At 72.6% G+C, this 19,167-nt stretch carries 25 protein-coding genes; 13 read left to right on the forward strand and 12 right to left on the reverse strand.

Features of this window, described 5'->3' with window-relative positions:
- Positions 1 to 71: 71 nt before the first annotated feature.
- The 3 genes from ABT093_RS26110 (at position 72) to ABT093_RS26120 (ending at position 1,831) form a co-directional block, all read left to right on the forward strand.
- Positions 72 to 761, forward strand: coding sequence for a nitroreductase family protein (locus tag ABT093_RS26110; RefSeq protein WP_350568624.1), 690 nt, complete (start codon positions 72 to 74; stop codon positions 759 to 761).
- Between the two features lie 74 nt (positions 762 to 835).
- Complete coding sequence (locus ABT093_RS26115) at positions 836 to 1,483, forward strand: GNAT family N-acetyltransferase (RefSeq protein ID WP_350568625.1); 648 nt, start codon at positions 836 to 838, stop codon at positions 1,481 to 1,483.
- A gap of 105 nt (positions 1,484 to 1,588) precedes the next feature.
- Positions 1,589 to 1,831, forward strand: a complete 243-nt coding sequence (locus tag ABT093_RS26120) for a hypothetical protein (protein ID WP_350568626.1) — start codon at positions 1,589 to 1,591, stop codon at positions 1,829 to 1,831.
- A gap of 32 nt (positions 1,832 to 1,863) precedes the next feature.
- On the opposite strand, the gene ABT093_RS26125 is transcribed toward ABT093_RS26120, so the two are convergent.
- The 4 genes from ABT093_RS26125 to ABT093_RS26140 form a co-directional block, all read right to left on the reverse strand.
- Positions 1,864 to 2,820, reverse strand: a complete 957-nt coding sequence (locus tag ABT093_RS26125) for an aldo/keto reductase (protein WP_350568627.1) — start codon at positions 2,818 to 2,820, stop codon at positions 1,864 to 1,866.
- Positions 2,821 to 3,169: 349 nt separating this feature from the next.
- Positions 3,170 to 4,006, reverse strand: a complete 837-nt coding sequence (locus tag ABT093_RS26130; RefSeq protein ID WP_350568629.1) for a hypothetical protein — start codon at positions 4,004 to 4,006, stop codon at positions 3,170 to 3,172.
- Positions 4,007 to 4,094: 88 nt separating this feature from the next.
- Entirely contained in the window at positions 4,095 to 4,382 is a 288-nt protein-coding gene (locus tag ABT093_RS26135; RefSeq protein WP_350568630.1) for a DUF6191 domain-containing protein, read from the reverse strand.
- Between the two features lie 96 nt (positions 4,383 to 4,478).
- Positions 4,479 to 5,570, reverse strand: coding sequence for a restriction endonuclease (locus tag ABT093_RS26140; protein ID WP_350568632.1), 1,092 nt, complete (start codon positions 5,568 to 5,570; stop codon positions 4,479 to 4,481).
- Between the two features lie 132 nt (positions 5,571 to 5,702).
- Between ABT093_RS26140 and cutA the strand changes: the two genes are divergently transcribed.
- On the forward strand, positions 5,703 to 6,035 hold the full coding sequence (gene cutA / locus ABT093_RS26145) for a divalent-cation tolerance protein CutA (RefSeq protein ID WP_350568633.1): 333 nt from the start codon (positions 5,703 to 5,705) through the stop codon (positions 6,033 to 6,035).
- 43 nt (positions 6,036 to 6,078) lie between these two features.
- Here cutA and ABT093_RS26150 read toward each other — a convergent pair whose 3' ends face one another.
- Both ABT093_RS26150 and ABT093_RS26155 read right to left on the reverse strand, forming a co-directional pair.
- Positions 6,079 to 6,237 carry a hypothetical protein gene (locus ABT093_RS26150; protein WP_350568635.1) on the reverse strand — a complete coding sequence of 53 codons (159 nt, stop codon included), beginning with the start codon at positions 6,235 to 6,237 and terminating at the stop codon, positions 6,079 to 6,081.
- A complete protein-coding gene (locus ABT093_RS26155; protein ID WP_350568637.1) occupies positions 6,221 to 6,700 on the reverse strand; it encodes an ATP-binding protein in 480 nt (159 codons plus the stop codon). The genes ABT093_RS26150 and ABT093_RS26155 overlap by 17 nt, the downstream gene beginning before the upstream one ends.
- Before the next feature lie 167 nt (positions 6,701 to 6,867).
- Here ABT093_RS26155 and ABT093_RS26160 point away from each other — a divergent pair, with 167 nt between their 5' ends.
- Positions 6,868 to 7,719, forward strand: a complete 852-nt coding sequence (locus ABT093_RS26160) for a helix-turn-helix domain-containing protein (RefSeq protein WP_350568638.1) — start codon at positions 6,868 to 6,870, stop codon at positions 7,717 to 7,719.
- Positions 7,720 to 7,721: 2 nt separating this feature from the next.
- Positions 7,722 to 7,907: a DUF397 domain-containing protein gene (locus ABT093_RS26165; RefSeq protein WP_350568640.1), complete on the forward strand. Its 186-nt coding sequence runs from the start codon at positions 7,722 to 7,724 to the stop codon at positions 7,905 to 7,907.
- Between the two features lie 63 nt (positions 7,908 to 7,970).
- Here the strand turns inward: ABT093_RS26165 and ABT093_RS26170 are convergent, their stop codons facing one another.
- The 4 genes from ABT093_RS26170 to ABT093_RS26185 all read right to left on the reverse strand — a co-directional run bounded on the left by ABT093_RS26170 (position 7,971) and on the right by ABT093_RS26185 (position 11,111).
- Positions 7,971 to 8,921 carry a methyltransferase domain-containing protein gene (locus ABT093_RS26170; protein ID WP_350568642.1) on the reverse strand — a complete coding sequence of 317 codons (951 nt, stop codon included), beginning with the start codon at positions 8,919 to 8,921 and terminating at the stop codon, positions 7,971 to 7,973.
- The gene (locus tag ABT093_RS26175; protein ID WP_350568644.1) at positions 8,918 to 9,580 is read right to left on the reverse strand and encodes a Scr1 family TA system antitoxin-like transcriptional regulator; all 663 of its coding nucleotides are present in this window, start codon (positions 9,578 to 9,580) and stop codon (positions 8,918 to 8,920) included. Before ABT093_RS26175 ends, ABT093_RS26170 begins: the two co-directional genes overlap by 4 nt.
- Before the next feature lie 43 nt (positions 9,581 to 9,623).
- Positions 9,624 to 10,118 carry a DUF6879 family protein gene (locus tag ABT093_RS26180; RefSeq protein ID WP_350568646.1) on the reverse strand — a complete coding sequence of 165 codons (495 nt, stop codon included), beginning with the start codon at positions 10,116 to 10,118 and terminating at the stop codon, positions 9,624 to 9,626.
- A gap of 147 nt (positions 10,119 to 10,265) precedes the next feature.
- Positions 10,266 to 11,111, reverse strand: a complete 846-nt coding sequence (locus ABT093_RS26185; RefSeq protein ID WP_350568648.1) for an oxidoreductase — start codon at positions 11,109 to 11,111, stop codon at positions 10,266 to 10,268.
- 106 nt (positions 11,112 to 11,217) lie between these two features.
- Here ABT093_RS26185 and ABT093_RS26190 point away from each other — a divergent pair, with 106 nt between their 5' ends.
- On the forward strand, positions 11,218 to 11,664 hold the full coding sequence (locus ABT093_RS26190; RefSeq protein WP_350568649.1) for a LysR family transcriptional regulator: 447 nt from the start codon (positions 11,218 to 11,220) through the stop codon (positions 11,662 to 11,664).
- 28 nt (positions 11,665 to 11,692) lie between these two features.
- On the opposite strand, the gene ABT093_RS26195 is transcribed toward ABT093_RS26190, so the two are convergent.
- Complete coding sequence (locus ABT093_RS26195; protein ID WP_350568650.1) at positions 11,693 to 12,928, reverse strand: GNAT family N-acetyltransferase; 1,236 nt, start codon at positions 12,926 to 12,928, stop codon at positions 11,693 to 11,695.
- A 229-nt stretch (positions 12,929 to 13,157) separates the two neighbouring features.
- On the opposite strand from ABT093_RS26195, the gene ABT093_RS26200 reads away from it, so the two are divergent.
- Positions 13,158 to 13,598: a hypothetical protein gene (locus tag ABT093_RS26200; RefSeq protein ID WP_350568651.1), complete on the forward strand. Its 441-nt coding sequence runs from the start codon at positions 13,158 to 13,160 to the stop codon at positions 13,596 to 13,598.
- A gap of 18 nt (positions 13,599 to 13,616) precedes the next feature.
- Here the strand turns inward: ABT093_RS26200 and ABT093_RS26205 are convergent, their stop codons facing one another.
- A complete protein-coding gene (locus ABT093_RS26205) occupies positions 13,617 to 14,411 on the reverse strand; it encodes an SDR family NAD(P)-dependent oxidoreductase (protein WP_350568653.1) in 795 nt (264 codons plus the stop codon).
- 138 nt (positions 14,412 to 14,549) lie between these two features.
- On the opposite strand from ABT093_RS26205, the gene ABT093_RS26210 reads away from it, so the two are divergent.
- The 5 genes from ABT093_RS26210 (at position 14,550) to ABT093_RS26230 (ending at position 19,131) form a co-directional block, all read left to right on the forward strand.
- Positions 14,550 to 15,143, forward strand: a complete 594-nt coding sequence (locus tag ABT093_RS26210) for a TetR/AcrR family transcriptional regulator (protein ID WP_350568655.1) — start codon at positions 14,550 to 14,552, stop codon at positions 15,141 to 15,143.
- Between the two features lie 266 nt (positions 15,144 to 15,409).
- The gene (locus tag ABT093_RS26215; RefSeq protein WP_350568656.1) at positions 15,410 to 16,615 is read left to right on the forward strand and encodes a cytochrome P450; all 1,206 of its coding nucleotides are present in this window, start codon (positions 15,410 to 15,412) and stop codon (positions 16,613 to 16,615) included.
- A gap of 83 nt (positions 16,616 to 16,698) precedes the next feature.
- Positions 16,699 to 17,859, forward strand: coding sequence for a type III polyketide synthase (locus ABT093_RS26220; RefSeq protein WP_350568657.1), 1,161 nt, complete (start codon positions 16,699 to 16,701; stop codon positions 17,857 to 17,859).
- Positions 17,856 to 18,560, forward strand: a complete 705-nt coding sequence (locus tag ABT093_RS26225; protein WP_350568658.1) for an NUDIX domain-containing protein — start codon at positions 17,856 to 17,858, stop codon at positions 18,558 to 18,560. Before ABT093_RS26220 ends, ABT093_RS26225 begins: the two co-directional genes overlap by 4 nt.
- A 148-nt stretch (positions 18,561 to 18,708) precedes the next feature.
- Positions 18,709 to 19,131 (forward strand): SHOCT domain-containing protein, encoded by a 423-nt coding sequence (locus ABT093_RS26230; RefSeq protein ID WP_350568659.1) that lies wholly within the window; start codon positions 18,709 to 18,711, stop codon positions 19,129 to 19,131.
- The last annotated feature ends 36 nt before the right edge of the window (positions 19,132 to 19,167 follow it).

Here is a 19,167-nt window from a genome sequence, read left to right on the forward strand (position 1 = left end):
GACGGGCCACGGGCCGGGGACGAGGTCCAGACCTCTTCCCCGGCCCGCCGTCATGTGCTGTGCTGTCGCCCATGGTTGACAGCACAGCGCTCGACAGCGCGGTGGCGGACGCGTCCTACCCGACCGTTCCGCTCACCCCCATGACCGTGCCCGCCCACGAGGCCGAGGCCCGCAGCAGGTCCTTCCACGACGTGATGGACCAGCGCCGCACCGTCCGCGACTACTCGACCCGGCCGATCCCGGACGGCGTGGTCGAGTGGGCGGTCCGCACCGCCAACACCGCCCCCAGCGGCGCCCATGTGCAGCCCTGGCGGTTCGTGGTGATCACCGACCCGGAGCGCAAGCGCCGGCTGCGGGAGGCCGCCGAGGCCGAGGAGCGCGAGTTCTACGCGCACCGGGCCTCCGAGGAGTGGCTGGCCGCGCTGGCGCCGATCGGCACCGACTGGCACAAGCCGTTCCTGGAGGACGCGCCGGCCGTGATCGTCGTCTTCGAGGTGCACAAGGGCCCCACCTCGCCGCGTCCGTACTACACCAAGGAGTCGGTGGGGATCGCGGTCGGCCTGCTGCTCGCCTCGCTGCACCAGGCGGGCCTGGCCACCCTCACCCACACGCCGAGCCCGATGAAGTTCCTCAACGAGGTGTGCGAACGGCCGCAGGAGGAGCGGGCCGCCTACGTCATCCCGGTGGGCTACCCCGCCGAGGGGGCGCGCGTCCCGGACCTGCGGCGCAAGGCGCTCGACGAGGTAATGGTCCGCCTCTGACGCGCCCCCGGACGACGCCGGCGCGCGGCGGCGGCCGGTGGTGACAGGTACAGGACGCCGAGATAATCGCTGTCATGAATCACGTCATGCCGCCGCCGAACGGGGGCACGCCCGCATTCGTGCCCGTGCCCGCGCCCGGCGCACCCACCCCCGGCCGGCCGCCCGAACTGCTGCGGCCGGCCGAGGGGATCGTCCTGCGGCGGCGCTCCCCGGCCCAGGCGCCCGCGCTCAACGCCGCCGTCCGGGCCGACCTCGACCACCTGCGCCCCTGGCTGGAGTGGGCCGCCGAGGCACCCTCCCCCGCCCGGACCGCCGAGCTCACCGCGGCCGGCGTCGCCGCCTGGGACGCCGGCACGGACTTCATCTACCTGGCCGGCCTGGACGCCGAACCCGGCCGGGTGATCGGCTCGTTCGGCCTGCACGGCAGGATCGGCCCGGGCGCGCTGGAGATCGGCTACTGGGTGAGCGCCGCGCACGGCCGCCGCGGCATCGCCACCGCCGCCGCCCGGTCGGTCGCCGCGGCGGCGCTCGCCCTGCCCGGGATCCACCGGGTCGAGATCCACTGCGACCCGGCCAACACCGCCAGCGCCGCGGTCGCCCGCCGGCTCGGCTTCCGGCTCGACCGGACGGTCGACACGCCGGTGCGGGCGCCGGGCGAGACCGGCCGCAAGCAGATCTGGATCCAGGAGCGCCGCCCGCCCGGCCCGTGCACCGACCGGTGACGCCGAGGCCCACCGCCCCGACCACGTCCCGCCGTTCCCGCCCGATCCGCGCGGCGCCGGGGCGGCGATCCGCTACGGTGGACCCCCCGAACACCGGAGGCCCCCGTGCCGGAAGAACCGCCGCTGCCGAACTACCTCGCCTACAGCGGGGAGGACGAGGCCACCGGCGCCCGGTTCGTGGTCCTCTACCCGGGCGACGAGGAAGCCGACGACGACCGCAAGGCGCAGCTGCGCGCCATGGTCCAGCGGATGATCGACGATCTGCCGGACGAGCGGCCGCAGCCGGGCCCGGGCCCGGCGGAGACCGCCCGGCCCGCCCTGCGCCTGGTACGCGGCGACGGCTCCTGACCCTCCACGGCGCCGGAGCCGCCCGCCGCCGCTCAGTACCGCCCGCCCGCCGGGGCCGGCAGCGCGTCCAGCTCGGCGAGGTCCGCCGGCGAGAGCACCAGGTCGGCCGCCGCCGCGTTCTCCGCCAGGTACTTCGGCGTCCTGGTCCCCGGGATCGGCAGCACGTACCGCCCCTGGGCCAGCACCCAGGCGAGCGCCACCTGCGCGGGCGTCGCGCCGATCCGCGCCGCGACCGCCTTCACCCGCTCCACCAGCGCCAGGTTGGCCTTCAGCGCCTCCTGCTGGAAGCGCGGCAGCTGGCGGCGGAAGTCGTCCGCCGGCAGTTCGTCGAAGGAGGCGATGCCACCGGTCAGGAAGCCGCGGCCGAGCGGGGAGAACGGCAGGAACGCGATCCCCTGCTCCTCGGTGTACGGCAGCACCTCGGCGAGCGAGTCCCTGGTCCAGAGCGACAGTTCGTTCTGCACCGAGGCCACCGGGTGCACGGCCTGCGCGCGCCTGATCTCCTCGACGTCCACCTCGGAGAGCCCGATCCGCAGCGCCTTTCCGGCCGCCACGGCCTCGGCGAGCGCGCCCCAGGACTCCTCGGCCGGCACCTCCGGGTCGATCCGGTGCAGCTGGTACAGGTCGACGTGGTCGGTGCCGAGGCGGCGCAGGCTGTCGTCGATCGCCCGCCGGATGTGCTCGGGCCGCCCGTTGCGCAGCACCCGCTCCTCGGCGTTGCCCGGCACCAGGCCCACCTTGGTGGCGAGCACCGCGCGCTCCCGGTGGGGCCCGGCCAGCGCGGCGCCGACCACCTCCTCGTTGCTGTACGGGCCGTAGATGTCGGAGGTGTCGATCAGCGTGACACCGAGGTCCAGTGCCTGCCGGATCACCCGCACCGAGTTGTCGTCGTCGCGGTTGTGGACGTCGTAGGCCCAGGTCATCCCCATGCAGCCGAGGCCGACGACCCCGACCTCGGGACCCTCGCTGCCGAGCGTGGCGTTGCGCATGACGGTACTCCTCACTGTTGTCGGCCCCGTGGCGCCGACCGCGGTCGGATCAACGGGCTACAGCCTCCCCCTTGGAGTGCGCTCTAGGTCAAGCCGTCACCGCCGGGGGGGGTGGGCCGCCGGAACCTTAAGGTCCGCGTAAGCCTCTCCATCAGCCGCCTTTGATGCACCGGAAGTTCTTGACGCCCTCAGGTGGTCTAGTCCAGGTTGAAGCTCAGCACCGCGCACTCCCCCCACTGGACCACCCTCCAACGCCGCCCGCCCCGCGCCTCCTCCCCCCCGCGCGCGGCGGGCGGCCCCCGCCCCCCCCGGGGGGCGTCGGCGTCGCGGTACGTCAGGGACCGGCGCGTCAGACCGGCGCGTCGACCTTCTCGGCCGGGCCGAAGTCGCGGAAGGTGCCGTGGGTGCGCATCGGGACGCCCCGCAGCTCGGTCTTCCGGTCGTAGCGGACGGTGCGGCCCCGGGCGTCGATCCACTGGTCGAGCTGGAAGCTCGCCACGCCCTTGCCCTTGTAGATCTTGTACTGCTCGGGCTCCACGGCCTTCATCCGCTCCATGTCGAGCGTGCCGGAGAGGTGGAAGCACGGCGTGCCGTCGCAGTCCTCCATCCCCTTGCGGGCGGACGGGCCGACGGCCAGCAGCGCCTTGGCGTAGCCGTGGTAGTCGGGGATCCGGTCGCCGAGCGGGGAGGTGCGCCAGCCCCCGCCGCTCTTGATGTAGGTGGTGCCGTCGTCGGTCACGATGACGGTCGGGCCGCCGTCACCGGCGCCACCGAGGAGGTCGCTGCCGCCCGCGCTCATGGACTCGGTGATCCGGCCGGAGCGGACCGGCCCGTTGAGGTTCACCCGCGCCTTGGTGGCGGCGCTGAGCGGACCGCCCTCGGTCGTGAAGTCCTGGGTGGCCGCGTACGGCGTCTTCTCGGCGAGTGCGAGCGCCTTCTCCGGGTCGATCACCCCACCCGCCGTCGTCGCAACGGCGGTGGCGGTGGGCGTGGGGGTCGGCGTCGGGGTCGGCGTGGGAGTCGGCGTCGGCGTGGCCGTCGGGGTCGGTACCGCCTCGGGCGTACTCGTGGCCGTCGTGGACACGGTCGGGGACGCGGTCGGCGCCGCGTCGTCGTTGCAGCCCACCAGGCCGACGAGGCAGGCCGCCGTGGCGGTGACGGCGAGCACGGTGGAGCGACGCATCATCAGAAGAACCCCCGGGTCGAACAAAGAGACGGGGCGCATCCTGACACACCGGCCGGTCCGTGGGCGAACCGTTTCCGCGCTCCGCCGCTCACCCCCGGGGACGGACCCTCGCGACACCCGCGTCCAGGTCGACGCCCGCCCCGGGCGGAGCGCCGGCGTGCTCGTCGTCACGCAGGACGAGCTGTGCCTGGCGCTGTTCGATCTGGACCCGTTTGTTGGCGTTGAACAGCGCGTGCAGTTCCTCGACCGCCGTCATCCCGAGCCCGCCCGCCACCGTCCCCGCCCGCGAGCGCCGACGCCCGGTGCGCAGCGCCGCCATCACGAACAGCGCGGTCACCAGCGCCGTCACCGCCAGGACCACCGTCACCACCACCATGCCCGGGCCAACGAACGCCCGGCACACGATCGTTCCGGCCGGCCCGCCCGTACAGGAAGTCGGACCCGCCGACTTCCTGTACGGGCGGGCCGGGCACTACGCCCCCGCGGCCACCGCCTCCTCGTCCGCGACCTCCAGGCCGTAGGCGACGACGGCCTGCCGCAGACCGCCCGGGTAGCCGGCCAGGGCGGGGGTGAAGTCCCAGTTCCCGGCGTCGTCGCGGTCGAAGCGGCCGAGCCGCATCGCGATGTTGGACTCCGCGCCGTCGGCCAGGTGCACGACGGCGGCGTCCTGGTCGGCGCCGGCCTCCAGGATCAGCGCCGGTCCGGCGAACCCGGCCATGGTGGCGCCGGGATGGTTCTCGGTGTCGGCGGCGGCGATGACGACGAGCCGGTCGGCCTCGGCGGGGAGAGCCTCGAAGTCAACCATCAGGCAGGCGTTGGCGTCCTCGTAGCCCGTGACCAGACGGACCGAACCGTCCGGCGTGGAGGCGTTGTTGTAGAAGACGAGGTGGTCGTCGGAGAGGGCGCGGTTGCTCTGGCAGACGAGCGCGGCGATGTCGTACTCCTCCTCCCCCGTCCAGTGCAGCAGGAGCCGGGCCGGCTCGGCGGCGACCTCGATCGCCGGCTGCGCGGCACCGGCGCCCTCCTCGATCTCCCCGTAGGCGGGGGCGAAGATCTCGTGGAAGCCGTGGTGCTTGAGCAGACCGACCAGCTCGGCCCCGTTGATCAGGGTGATCGGCTTGCCGGACACGAACTGGTGCGAGCTGGGCCCGAACTTGCTGGTGGTGACCAGCACGGCCTTGGTGGCCTCCCGGTCGTGCTGCAGCGTGCCGAAGAGGTCGCGGACGGCCGACGGCGTGACCGTGTCCCGGTACCGCTTGACCTGCACGATCACGTTCCCGCCCCGGAACGGGTCGGTGTCGATGCCGCGGACGTCCACCCCGCCGTCCTTCGACCGGGCCGTGAGCTCGACCCGCATGCCCATGGACTCCATCAGCCGGGCTATCAGCCCCTCGAACTCGATCGGGTCCATCTCCAAGAGGAGCTGGAGTTCGCGCACCCGCCGCGCCAGCCGGCCGCGGTTCGCGTTGGTGTCGTCGCGCAGATGCCGGAACAGCATGCGCTGCGCGCGGCGCTCGGCGGTGTCGGGGCTGCTGAGGCGGTGGAGCTTGCGGCTCCGGGACATAGGTACTCCCTAGAGCGTGCCGCGACACGACGGATCGTCAGGCACGCGTCAGAAAAGGCGATTTCAGGATGGCTTTGGGTGTGTCCCCCGCTGGGTGAGTGAGTAGGTTACCGCCGCTCCTAGGCTTTCTGCATGACGACGAACAAGAGCGACCTTCTCGTGATCACCACGACCCATGACGACGAGGCGAAGTCCCGGGCGCTGGCGGCGGCCGTGGTCCGGGCCCGGCTCGCGGCGTGCGCGCAGGTGTACCGGATCCAGTCCGTCTACTGGTGGGAGGGCGCGGTCCAGGACGCGGCCGAGTGGCGGATCGACTTCAAAACCCGCGCCGAACTCGCCGACACTCTGGCGGACTTCGTGAACGAGCACCACGACTACGACACCCCGGAGGTCGTCGCCGTCCCCGTGGTGGCGGGCAGCACCGCGTACCTGGACTGGGTGAGGACGGAGACCGCGGCGAGGTGAGAGCGCAGGAAGTCGGTGGGGCCGACTTCCTGCGCGGGGGGGGTCAGGGGGCCGCGGTCGCGGTGGCACCGGGAGCAGCGGGTGGACGCTCCGCGGGGTGGGGGAAGACCCACGCGGCGAGGGCGAGCAGGAGGGCGATCGGGAGCACCGTCAGCACGGTGACCGTGGTGGGGGTGGCGGGGAGCTCAGAGGACGTCGGCATGGACCGGGGCGAGGTCGAGTTCGGCCCAGACCGTCTTGGAGTTGGGCTCGCGGGGGACGGTGCCCCAGCGGTCGGCGAGGGCGTCGACGAGGGTGAGGCCGCGTCCGGAGCACGACTCGCCGGGGCAGCCGCCGGCGGAGGGCAGGACGGGCTGCCGGTCGCCGCGAGGGTCGGACACCTCGATCCGGAGCACGGAGGTGCGCGAACGGCGCACGGTGGTGAGTGAGAGCGCGAGTTCGAACCCGCGCCCCGGCACGCGCCCGTGGATCGAGGCGTTCGCGGCCAACTCCGCGACGATGAGGAGCGCCGATTGATAGGCCTCCGGGGAAAGGGAGTTGACCCCCCAGGTGGCGAACTGTTGTCTGGCGATCCGACGCCCGGCGGCGGCGCCCCTGGGGGTGGAAGTCAGGAGTGCGGTGTGGGCGCGCGGGGTGGGGTTGTCGAGGGGAAATTCGGACTTCATGTGACAAAGCCTGGGGGGTCAGCCGTACGCTGACCACGCAATCGCCAGGTACGCAGAGTGCCTGTGCACGCGCGGACAGTGGCTTGTCGGGCCGGTTGCGGGAAATCGCTCGAAGGCGCGGTCATACGAGAATGGGGTGGTTCACGGTGGGCGGGATCACGGGAAGCGTGTTCGAGAACGACGAGTCGGTGGGCGACGCCGAGGGGGTCTCGGAGTTCTACAGCGCGGTGGGGAAGATCATCAAGATCCTGCGCGAGCGCGCCGGACTGACGCAGCGCGAGATGGCCGAAAGGCTCGGGTACAGCGAGGACCTGATCGGCGCGATCGAGCGCGGCCGACGGACGCCGCGCGTGGAGTTCCTCAACGCGGCGGACGAACTGCTCGGTGCTGGCGGGCTGTTGAAGGCGATCGCCGACGACGTGATGAAGGCGAAGATCCGGGTCAGCACCCGGCACCCCGCCTTCTCGAAGGCCTTCACGACCGAGGAAGCTCAGTCCGTCGAGATGAACGACTGGTCCACGCTTGACATCCCGGGACTACTGCAGACAGAAGCACACGCGCGGGCACTGTACGAGATGCGCAGGCCGACGCTCCCCGACGACATGGTCGAGAAGTGGGTGGCAGCCCGCATGGCCCGGCAAGAGGTCCTGACTCGCACCCCGCTCCCGCTGATGAGCTGGGTTATCGACGAGAGTGTGCTCCGCCGCCCCATCGGAGGCTGGGACATCCACGAGGGCCAGCTCCGGCACCTGCTCAAGGTCGGAAATGTGCGCGGCCTTGAACTGCAGGTGATGCCACTGGAGCGAACGCATCACGCAGGCATGGGAGGCTCATTCATCCTCCTCACTCCCAAGGGCCGGCCGCAGATCGCCTTCGCCGAGGTCCAGCACGTCAACAGGCTCATCACCGACGCCGATCAGGTCCGTATCATGAACGCACGGTACAGCAGCATCAGGGCGCAGGCTCTGGACCTGGCGGAGTCCCTGGCCTTGATCGAGAAGATCCTGGGAGAGCGGTAGGCATGGCCGAGCTTGCGTGGTTCAAGAGCAGCTACAGCGGTAACGAGGGCACTGCTTGCGTCGAGGTGGCCGAGACGGCTCACGCCGTCCTCGTCCGCGACTCCAAGGACAAGAGCGGCCCCCACCTCACCTTCACCCCCGACAGCTGGCAGGCCTTCATCACCTTCGCCGCCACCGTCGAGGCCTGAAACACCGAACGGCCCGCCGCTCCAACCCTGGAGCGGCGGGCCGTCCACGCGATTCGCGGCTTCTCAAGGGAGCCGACGGACCTCCTGTGCCCGCTCGTCCAGCCAGACCAGGTGCTCCTGACCCTTGATCGTCAGCCCGAACCGATCCGGCGACGGGGATCCCGCAGCCTCCCACCAGTCGTACGCCGCCTGCACCTCGTCCCACAGCCGACGCGGCCCGTACTGCCAGACGGTGTACCGGTCGCCCGCCGCGCCGTCCGAGTCCACGGCAGCCCAGGACCGGGCGTCCGTGGTGGCCACCCAGAGCCGCGATGCCACGCCCTCGACCTCCGGCTCGTGGTCCCACGCCGTCCAGACGTCCCCCAACCGCAGGCCGAGCGCGAAGCGCGCCTCCCAGTCGTCACCGCCGACCTGCCAGGGGGAGAGCGCTGGCCGCCCCTCCACAGGCTGTTGGTCGTCATGGACGACATCACGGAAGATCCGCAGATCGGTCCGCTGATTGCGCATCAGCATGAACGATGAGTATGCGCTGAAGCGTCCCTCCGCCGTCGCGTCCTCCCCGGCCACCAACCTGAGCATCCCCCAGTCCAGCATCGGGCTGTCCCACGGAGTGGCGATGACACCACCGGGTCTGGTCTGTTCGATCCAAGCCACTGGTACTCGTCGCACGGCGCAGGTGACAACGATCCGGTCGTACGGCTGCCGGCCAGGCCATCCTCTCGATCCGTCGCCGCACACGACTTCCACTCCCGAGCCGGCCGCGTGCAGAACCCCCCGGGCATGCCGGGCGAGGGCCGCGTCGATCTCGATCGAGGTGACGTTCTCGCCACCGACGCGGTGCGCGAGCAGAGCGGCGTTCCAGCCCGTCCCGGTACCGATCTCCAGGACGCTCAGACCCTCCCGAAGGTCAAGGTCCTCCAGCATCCGCACCACCATGGCGGGCGACGATGCCGAGGAGGACGGCAGAGCGTCCTCCTCGGCATCGGCCTCCGCCCCGTCATTGAGCTGCGTCACGACCGGGGCATTCGCGTACGCGGCCTCGCACCACCGCCCCGGTTCGTCTCGGAGCTCGCACGGCGCGAGTCCGCCGTCGTCCCTCTCCACCCAGATCCGGTCGGGCAGAAAGCGATGGCGTGGAACTGCGATGACGGCTCCAGTGCGAAGGTCCGGCCACCCGAGAGGACCATCTCCTGCCTCGCCATCCTCGCGTCAACGGCTGCGACCACATCGTCGATGACCGTGCGGGACCGCTGAACGGCTTGCAGGACCGCCGTGGTGTACTCACGCGTCTGGACCATGCCGGGAACAACCCTGCTCGCGTACACCCGGAAGGCACGGGTGCGCTCATAGATGTCACGGACGGCCTCCTGCGCCTGGCGCAGGCCGGCCCGTTCCATCCGGCGCCAATCCATGTACATCGTCTCGGCCGTGCGCGAGGCAGTGATCAGCTCGTCGATCCGGTCGGCGGCACCACAAGCGTGGCACCAGGCCCTGATGTCACTCTCCGTCGGCGCCGACAGCCCTGCTTGGAGGCGGGACGTCTTGGACTTGTGCCAGCCACAGCGCTCGGACAGCTCGCTGCTGGTGAGACCGGCATCGGCACGGATGTCGCTGAGACGGGTCGCCAGGGCTTTCCGAGCCGCGACGACGCTGGAGGACGGCGTGTAGGACATGCTGTTGCCGACCGTCGTCCGGATCCCGCCCCGTCCCCCGGTTTCAGACTCGGTAGTCGTCGTGCGGAACGGACCGGGTCCACACCGCCTCGAAGGCGCCGCGGCAGAGCTGCACCGCGGCCTCGTCCTCGGTGAGTTCGCCGCCCAGCGAGTCGCCGTCTCCGGAGAAGTACCCCCACCGGACGAGCTTGTCGTCGAACAACCAGAAGTCGTTCCCGGGCAGGGCCAGGTCGGATGCGCGGCGGCGCGGGAGCCAGCGCACCTGCTCGCCGGCCACGACGTTCGGGAACGTCACGTCGTACTCGTACCGGATGTAATCGCTGACCGGCTCCGAGACGATCCGGGCGCGACGGATCGCCACGCCCCGGCCGACGGCCTCGTGTTCGGGAATGCTACCGGCCCTCCGACACTCGGCCGCCGTGGATTCGTCGACCTTCCAGCCTTGGATCACCAGGTCGGCCGTGGATTCGTCGACCCAGATGGTGGGCGACTCGCCATCGGCGCTGTTGGGATCCTTGGCAACGAACCCTAGCGTCATGGGTCCTCCTGCGCTCTGTCTGCGAGGTGGCACTTGCCTTGGCCGGTCCCATGGTGAGGGCCAAGGCAACCCTGCGTCAGGCAAGCGTCGTATCCCGCTCGCTCTTCACACCTGGCAGTGGAACGGCGGGCCACCGCCCCGGGAATGTCACCGGGGGTCGAAGGCCGTGGCGCGGGAGGTCTGTTCCCAGGTGGTGAGTTCGGCGCGGACGGCGTCGAGGTGGGCGAGGAGGGCGTCTGTGGCGTCGGCGCCGAGGGCGAGGCGCAGGGGGGTGTTCTCGGCGTCCAGGGCCAGGCGGATGGCGGCGGCGGCCTTGGCCGGGTCGCCGGGCTGGGCGCCGTTGCCGTCGCGGACCAGCTTCCTGGTGGCGCCGACCTTCTCGGTGTAGGCCGGGTGCTCCTCGGAGAAGTGGGCCGCGTCCTTGCCGAAGAGGTTGGTGCGGAACGCGCCGGGCTCCACGATCAGCACCTTGATGCCGAACGGCGCCACCTCGTCGGCGAGGCCCTCCGACAGCTGCTCCAGCGCCGCCTTGGTCGCGCTGTACGCGGAGAACCCGGCGAAGGACAGCTGGCCGCCGACGCTGCTGATGTTCACGATCGATCCGCCGCCCTGCTCCCGCATCTGCGGCAGCAGGGCCCGGGTCAGCCGCGCGGGACCGAACACGTGCAGCTCGAAGAGGTCGCGCAGTTCACCGTCGGTGGTCTCCTCGAACGCCCCGACCTGCGTGCGGCCTGCGTTGTTCACCAGCACGTCCACCCGCCCGTAGCGCGCCAGGACGTCGGCGGCCACCGCGTCGATCCGCGCGCCGTCGGTGATGTCCAGGCCGACGGCCTCCACCCGGTCGGGATGCCCGGCGACCAGGTCGGCCAGCGCCTCGGGCCGCCGGGCCGTGCCGATCACCGTGTCACCGGCGGCGACCGCCGCCTCGGCGATGGCCCGCCCGAAGCCGCTGGTCGCGCCGGTGACCAGCCAGACCTTTCCGCTCCCCGTCATCGCTTCGTCTCCCCTGTCGGCTGCCGCCGGGGCCCTCCCGCCGGCGGCTCCCATCCTTCGCCGCGATCCGGTCCGCGTCCAGGACCTGTCGTGAGAGCCATGGGTCATGGACGTCCACGGGCGCGATCTGCGCCACTTCGCGGCGGTCGCCGAGGCGTTGAACTTCACCCGGGCCGCCGAGCGGCTGTTCGTCTCGCAACCCGCGCTCAGCAAGCAGATCCGGATGCTGGAGCAGCAGCTCGGCGCACCGCTGTTCCACCGCGACCGGCGGGCGGTGCGGCTGACCACCGTCGGGGAGGCCCTGCTGCCGCACGCCCGGGGGATGCTCGCCGCCTGGGAGGACGCCGAGACGGCGGCCGCCAACGGCCAGGGGGTGGTGCTGCCGGCCGCCGGCAACGCCCCGCTGGTCGCCCGGGACGAGGTGGTCGCCGTACCGGTCCGGGGCGTCTCGCCGTCCCGGCTGGCCGTGGCCGCCCGACGGGGCGACGAGCGGCCCCTGGTGCTGGCCTACCTGGCCGCGGCGGCCGCGGTGGGAGCCGGCACCGCCCGGTGACGCACCCGTCCACCGGGCGGCCCGCCGGTCAGAACCAGTGCAGGCATTGCGGGGGCCGGGGAGTGCGGAAGAGGGCGTCGGCGAGCGCGGCGGCCTCGGCGTGGTGGGCGCGGATGTGGCCGGCGCGGACCAGGGTGCTGGGAGTGGTACCGCCGAGGTAGACCGAGCCCAGGTCGCTGACGTCGAGCGACAGGTCCGGGTCCCGGTCGGTCGGGACGCACTCGGCCTTGCCGTCCCGCACGGTCAGCAGCCAGCGACCGTGCTCGCCGAGGAAGGAGTCCCCGACGTCGAGGACGAGCTCGCCGTCCGCGAACCAGCCGCGCGCGGTCAGCGCGCGCGGCACGTCCAGCAGCCGCACCCAGAGCCAGTCCATCTCCAGGCCCGTCGCGCCGGCCCGGAGGTCCTCCAGCTGCCAGCGCAGCGGGTGCGAGGCCGGGACGTGCTTGAAGACGGCCTCGGTGATCAGGTCGTGGCCGAGCACGTAGCGGGCCAGGGCCGTGAACGCCGTGTCGTCGAGGGCGATGGTCTCGTCCACCGTCAGGGTGATCGCCCTGGTCACGGGGTCGGGGTCGCTGAGGGCGTAACTGGCGTAGCCGTCCGGGACGCCGTCGGCGTCCCGGTGCACGGCGACGTAGCGCGGCGCCGGGGAGATCGGGGGCTGGCCCGCGCGCAGGGCCCACCAGCGGTGCGGCCGGGAGATCGCGCCCGGCTGGGCACGGCGGTAGCGGTCGTAGACCTCCTCCAGGACCTCCCGGCACTCGGTGCTCCGCAGCACCTCGACGGAGCCGGTGTCCCCGCCCCCGCCCCCGGCCCGGGGCTCAGCGAGGGCGGCCCGGTGACGCGGAACCGTCAGCCGCCCCGTGTACGTGGCCGGCCCGTAGCCGAACCTGCGGTAGATCAGGGCCTCGGAGGCCAGCAGCACCGACAGGAACTCCCCGCGCTCGCGCAACTCGGCGAGCTGGTGGCGCATCATGGCGCTGAGGACGCCCCGGCGCCGGTGCGAGGGCAGCACACCGACGGCGGTCACCCCGGCGACCGGGACGATCACCTCCCCCGGCAGGGTCAGCTCGAAGGAGTACGCACCGGCCGTGCCGACGGGCCGCCCGTCCGCCGCCACGGCGAGCACCCCGCGGTCCAGCTCGAACGCCGACCACCACGCCCCGCCCCCGTCCTCGGTGGTCTCCCCCGGGAAGAGCCCGAACGCCGCGTGCATCGTCCTGACGAAGACCTCGCGGTCCCGTTCGGTCGTGGAACGAATCTCCATCGCTACTGCCGCCTCCCCAGGTCACCGGCACCACGACGCATGGTGCCCGGCCCAGTGCAACGCCGACCCGCAACCAGGTCAAGCGATTTTTCTTCCGGCCCGTTTCCGGCGCGGAGCCCCGGGAGGGCAGCGGCGGCGGAGCCGGTCCCCGGCGGGGTTCGCCCCCGACCGACCCCCGAACTGGCGGACTGTTAGAGTCGCTTGGCGTTCCGACCGGGGGAGGCACCCGATGAAGCACCGTGCGCTCACGATCGGCGTGAGCACCGTGGCCGCGCTCCTGATCGCCGTCGCCTTCCGGCCGACCGGCGGTGCGCCGGCGCCCGGGCCGGCTCCTCGGCCGACCGCCCACGCGCCCTCCGTCATGCCCTCGATGCCCGGGGCCGAGGACAGCACCGCCGCCTTCACCCGGTGGGTCGAGCAGCACGGCACCGAGGAGCAGCGGGCGGCCGTCGTGGGCCACGTCACCGCGCTCAACCGGGCCGTGAAGCAGGACGACCACGTCAACACCTACCTGGCCACCGACCACCCGGACGCGGTGGACGCGCGCAGCCGCGCCATCATCCGTGCCTACCTGGCCTGGGCCGGGCCGCTCGACCCGGCCCGGATGCTCGTCCTCTACAACGCCTCGGGCGGCGTGATGAGCGCCGTCGACACCGCCGACTGGCGCTGAGCCCCCGGGACGCGGGCCTCAGGCCATGGCGTCCCGCACGCCGCGCGACATCCGCTCGGCGATCGCGGCGACCAGGGCTCGCGGGCGGCGCGGGGCGAGGTGGGCGCCGATCGCGTTGGAGCGGCCGGGGACGACGTAGGAGCGGTCGGCGTCCAGGGCCCGCAGCGCCGCCCGGACCACCGACTCCGCGGTGGTGAACGCACCCGTGACGGCGGCCTTCCGGGTGCCGATGACGTCGAAGAACCCCGTCTCCACCGGCCCCGGGCACAGGGCCAGGACGCGGATGCCGCGCCGGCGGTACTCCTGGCGCAGCGCGAGGCTGAAGTTGAGCACGAAGGCCTTCGACGAGCCGTAGACGGCGAAGTACGGGGTCGGCTGGAAGCCCGCCGTGGAGGCCACGTTGACCACCGCGCCCCGGCCGCGCGCGAGCATGCCGGGCAGCAGGGCGTGGGTGAGGTCGACGAGCGCGACGACGTTGACCATCAGCTGCTCGTGGTCGCGCTGCCCGTCGATCGTCTCGAACCGGCCGCAGGTGCCGAAGCCGGCGTTGTTGACCAGCAGGTCCACGCTCAGGCCCCGGTCGGCGAGTTCGGCGGCCACCCGGCGGGCGGCGTCGGGGGCGGAGAGGTCCTGGACGAGGACGTGGACGGTGACGCCGTGGGCCTTGCCGAGGCGCTCGGCGAGGTCGTGCAGGCGGTCGGCGGAGCGGGCGACCAGGACGAGGTCGTGGCCGCGCGCGGCGAGTCGGGCGGCGAACTCGGCGCCCAGGCCGGAGGAGGCGCCGGTGATCAGAGCGGTGGTGGCGGTGCGCACGGTGGTGCTCCTTGTCTCTCTATCTGTGACAAGAGAGTATCGGATAATCGAAAAAATGCGACACCTTTGTTTCACTTAATCGTCGAGCCGCTTCCCCGCTGTACCGTTCCCCGGGTACGCCAGAGCTGGAGGCACACGATGAGCAGCACGCCCGCACGCCCGTTGCGCGCCGACGCCGAGCGCAGTGTCCGCGCGATCCTCGCCGCGGCCGAGCGCGTCCTGGCCGAGACCCCGGGCGCGTCCATGGAGCAGATCGCCGAGGCCGCCGGGGTCACCCGGACCACCGTCCACCGCCGCTTCGCCAACCGGCAGGCACTGGTGGACGCGCTGGCCGCCGAGGCCGCCGCCAAGCTCGCCGAGGCGGTCGAGGACGGCCGCCCGGACACCGCCCCGCCGCTGGTCGCGCTGCACCGGGCGACGGCCAACGTGCTGCGGGTCAAGGCCGCCTGGGGCTTCGCCCTCGGGCCGGCCGTCGTCCAGAGCGAGCAGGCGGCGCGGACGCACGAGGCGATCGCCCGCCGCTGCCGGGACCTGCTCGGCCGGATCCGGGACGAAGGGTTCATCGCCCCGGACGCGGACCTGGAGTGGGTGCGCCGGGTCTACTACGCGCTCATCGGCGAGGTCCTGCACGGCGACGGCGGCGCGGGGCCCGCCGAGGGCGACCCGGACACGCTGGCGGCCCGGATCGTCGACACCGTCCTGTACGGCGTGGGCCCGCGCACCGCGCGCTGAGCCGCCCCGCGGCACGCCCGCCGACGCGCTCGCCCGGTCAGCCGCAGGCCCGGTCGGGGCGCCGCCGCGTGCCGGTGCGGCGCCCCGGAAGAGGCCGCGGACGGCGCCCTCAACTCCCCCATATCGCATGACAATCGTCAATCTCCCTCGATCGAGGGAACTATCAGCCGAGTCCCCGCTTTCCCGGGCCGTTGGGGGCAACATCAGCACGTCCGCGCCCGAACAACCTCGTCCGGGCGGCAGAATCCGGCCCCTGGGACCAGCCCGTGACTACCTCCGCCCCCGTGTGGGACTGCCCCTTCAACCACACCGACGGCCTGGAGTTCGACCCCCTGCTCAAGCGCCTGCTGACCGAGGAGCCGATCGCCAGGATCCGTCTGCCGCACGGCGAGGGCGAGGCCTGGCTCGCCACCCGCTACGAGGACGTCCGGGTGGTCACCACCGACCGCCGGTTCAGCCGCGCCGCCGGAATCGGCCGCGACCTGCCCCGGATGACGCCCGCCCCGATCGCGCAGGTCGAGTCGATCAACCTGATGGACCCGCCGGCCCACAACCGGCTGCGCCGCCTGGTCGCCCAGGGCTTCACCAACCGCCAGGTGGAACGGCTGCGCCCGCACACCCAGAGCGTGGTCGACGGCTTCCTCGACGAGATGACCGAGCACGGCGCCCCGGCCGACCTCGTCCGCTTCCTCTCCGCCCGGCTCCCGCTCACCACCATCTGCGAGCTGCTCGACATCCCCGCCGGGGACCGCGCCGAACTCCGCGGCCACGCCGTCGCGATGATGTCCATGGGCCCCGGCAGCGGCGCCGGCCAGGTCGACGCCAAGGCCGCGCTGCGCGCCTACTTCGCCGAGCTCACCGCCGCCCGCCGCCGCTCGCCCGGCGAGGACCTCATCAGCGCGCTCGCCACCGCCCGGGACGGCGCCGAACTGCTGGACGACGACGAACTCGCCGTGATGGCCATGGTCCTGCTGGTCACCGGCCACGACACCAGCACCTACCAGCTCTCCAACATCACCTACACCCTGCTCACCCACCCCGACCAGCTCGCCAAGCTGCGCGCCGAGCCGGACACGCTGCCGCGCGCCCTGGAGGAGCTGCTGCGCTTCATCCCGTTCCGCCAGGGCGTCGGCATCGCCCGGGTCGCCACCGAGGACGTCGAGCTCGGCGGCGTGCTGATCAGGGCCGGCGAGCCGGTGCACGTCTCCTACCTGGCCGCCAACCGCGACCCGGCGGTGTACGAGCGGCCCGACGAGCTGGACCTCGACCGCGGCGCGCCCACCCACATGACCTTCGGCTACGGCACCCACCACTGCCTCGGCTCGCACCTGGCCCGGATGGAGCTCCAGGTGGCCATCGGGACTCTGCTGAACCGGTTCCCCAAGCTGCGGCTGGCCGTACCGCCCGCCGAGCTGGACTGGCGGACCGGCTCGATCTGGCGCTACCCGCAGACCCTGCCGGTCGCCTGGTGACCACCGTCCGGTGACCGCGCCGCGCCACCCCCCGCCGCACCCGGCCGCGCCCCCTCGGCCACTTGCCCCTCGGAGACCTCCCCATGGCCACACTCTGCCGACCCGCCATCGCCGTGCCCGAGCACGTCATCACGCTCGAGGAGACCCTCGACCTGGCCCGCACCCTGCACGCCGACCACCCGCAACTCGGCCTCGCCCTACGGCTGATCGAGAACACCGGGGTACGGACCAGACATCTGGTCCAGCCCATCGAGGAGACCCTGCACCACCCCGGCTTCACCGTTCGCAACGCCGTCTACGAGCGGGAGGCCAAGCGCCGCGTCCCCGAGGTGGTCGAGCGCGCCCTCGGCCACGCCGAGCTCGCCGCCCGGGACATCGACCTCATCCTCTACGTGTCCTGCACCGGCTTCATGATGCCCTCGCTGACCGCGTGGCTGATCAACTCCATGGGCTTCCGCTCCGACACCCGGCAGCTGCCGATCGCCCAGCTGGGCTGCGCGGCCGGCGGCGCCGCCGTCAACCGGGCGCACGACTTCTGCCGCGCCTATCCCGGCGCCAACGTGCTCATCGTGGCCTGCGAGTTCTGCTCGCTCTGCTACCAGCCCACCGACATCGGGGTCGGCTCGCTGCTCTCCAACGGCCTGTTCGGCGACGCGATCGCCGCCGTCGTGCTGCGCGGCCGCGGCGGCACCGGCGTCCACCTGGAGCGCAACGGCTCGCACCTGGTGCCGGACACCGAGAACTGGATCTCCTACGGGGTCAAGGACACCGGCTTCCACTTCCAGCTCGACAAGCGCGTCCCGGGCACGATGGAGATGCTCGCCCCCGCCCTGCGCGCGCTGGCCGTCGAGCACGCCTGGAACGTCTCCGGCCTCGGCTTCTACATCGTGCACGCGGGCGGCCCGCGGATCCTGGACGACCTCTGCCAGTTCCTCGGCCTGGAGCCGGTCGCGTTCCGGTTCTCCCGCGCCACGCTCACCGAACGCGGCAACATCGCCAGCGCCGTGGTCTTCGACGCGCTGGCCCGGATGTTCGAGGAGGGCGGGGTCGAGGACGGCACCCAGGGGCTGATCGCGGGCTTCGGCCCGGGGATCACCGCCGAGATCTCGCTGGGCAGTTGGGCCGGAAGGCCGCTGGAAGCGGTGGTCCCGCGCCGGTCGCGCGCTCTCGACGCCACGGAGCTGACGCTCGCTCACCGGACGGGCCCCGTGCCGCATCCGGCCGGGACTACGATCACCGAATGACCGATACCACGGATGCCACCCACACCTCCGGCACCGCCGACACCTCCGAGCCCGGCGGCCCCACCGGCGGCACCGGCACCACGGGCACCGCCACGCCACCGGACGGTGCCGGGGCCCCGCTGATCCCCAGACCGCCCCGCCCCGCCGAGGCCGGCCGGGCCGCCGAGCTGGCCGCGCTCTTCCCCGCCCTGCACGCCCCCCAGTACTGGGCCTGGGGCCGCTACGACGCGCAGTTCTCCACCGTCCTGCCGCCGGACGAGCTGGTCACCAACATCCACCTGGTGGGCTTCACCGCCGACGACCGGGTGGTGCTCTGCCGCGACGAGCGCGACCACTGGTTCCTGCCCGGCGGCACCCGCGAGCACGGCGAGTCGGTGGCCTCCTGCCTGGTGCGCGAGCTGCGCGAGGAGGCCGGCGCGCGGCTGCTCGGCGAGCCGGTCTGGCTGGGCGCCCACCGCTGCGTGACCGACGACCCGGTGCCCTACCGGCCGTGGCAGCCGCACCCGGAGAAGGCCTGGCTCTGGGGCTGGGCCGAGGTCACCGTGGACTCCGTCCCGACCAACCCGGACGACGGCGAGCAGGTGGTCGAGGTCCGCGCGGCGGACCCGGCCGAGGCGCGGGAACTGCTGCTGCGCGGCCACGAGGCGTGGTGGGGCGAGCTGATCGGCCTGGCCCTGGAGCTGCGGTCGCGTCCGCGCTGAGCCGCCACTGTTCCCCTGAGCCGCCGCTGTTCCCCTGCTCCCCGAAGACCACCGGAATGGCGCAGCAGCGGGCCCCGGTGTCCGATATCCGGTGATATGACTCGAAGGGACTCGGGTCCGTCTCGGGCCCGCACCGACGGGAGCCGTCATGGACAACTACCCGCTGCTCAACATCTTCTGGACGATGCTGGAGCTGTTCCTCTGGATCCTCTGGTTCTTCCTGCTCTTCAAGATCATCACGGACATCTTCCGCAGCCACGACATGGGCGGCTGGGCCAAGGCCGGCTGGATGCTCCTGGTGATCCTGCTGCCGCTGATCGGTGTGCTGGTCTACGTCATCGCGCGCGGCAAGGGCATGGGTGAACGCGACATCGCCCAGGCCCAGAAGGCGGACGCCGCCTTCAAGGCCTACATCCGGGACGCGGCGGCGACCACGCCCGGGGCCGAGCCCGGGGCGGCGCCGCCCGGCCCCAGCCATGTCGAGGGCCTGGCCAAGCTGGCCGACCTCAAGGCCTCCGGGTCCATCTCCGAGGAGGAGTACCAGAAGGCCAAGGACAAGCTGCTGGCCTGAGGTCCGCGGGGGGGCGGCCGGCGGACGGGTGTCCGC

Origin of the sequence: Kitasatospora sp. NPDC002551, from assembly GCF_040296005.1 — a bacterium.
In the GTDB taxonomy this organism is placed as follows: domain Bacteria; phylum Actinomycetota; class Actinomycetes; order Streptomycetales; family Streptomycetaceae; genus Kitasatospora.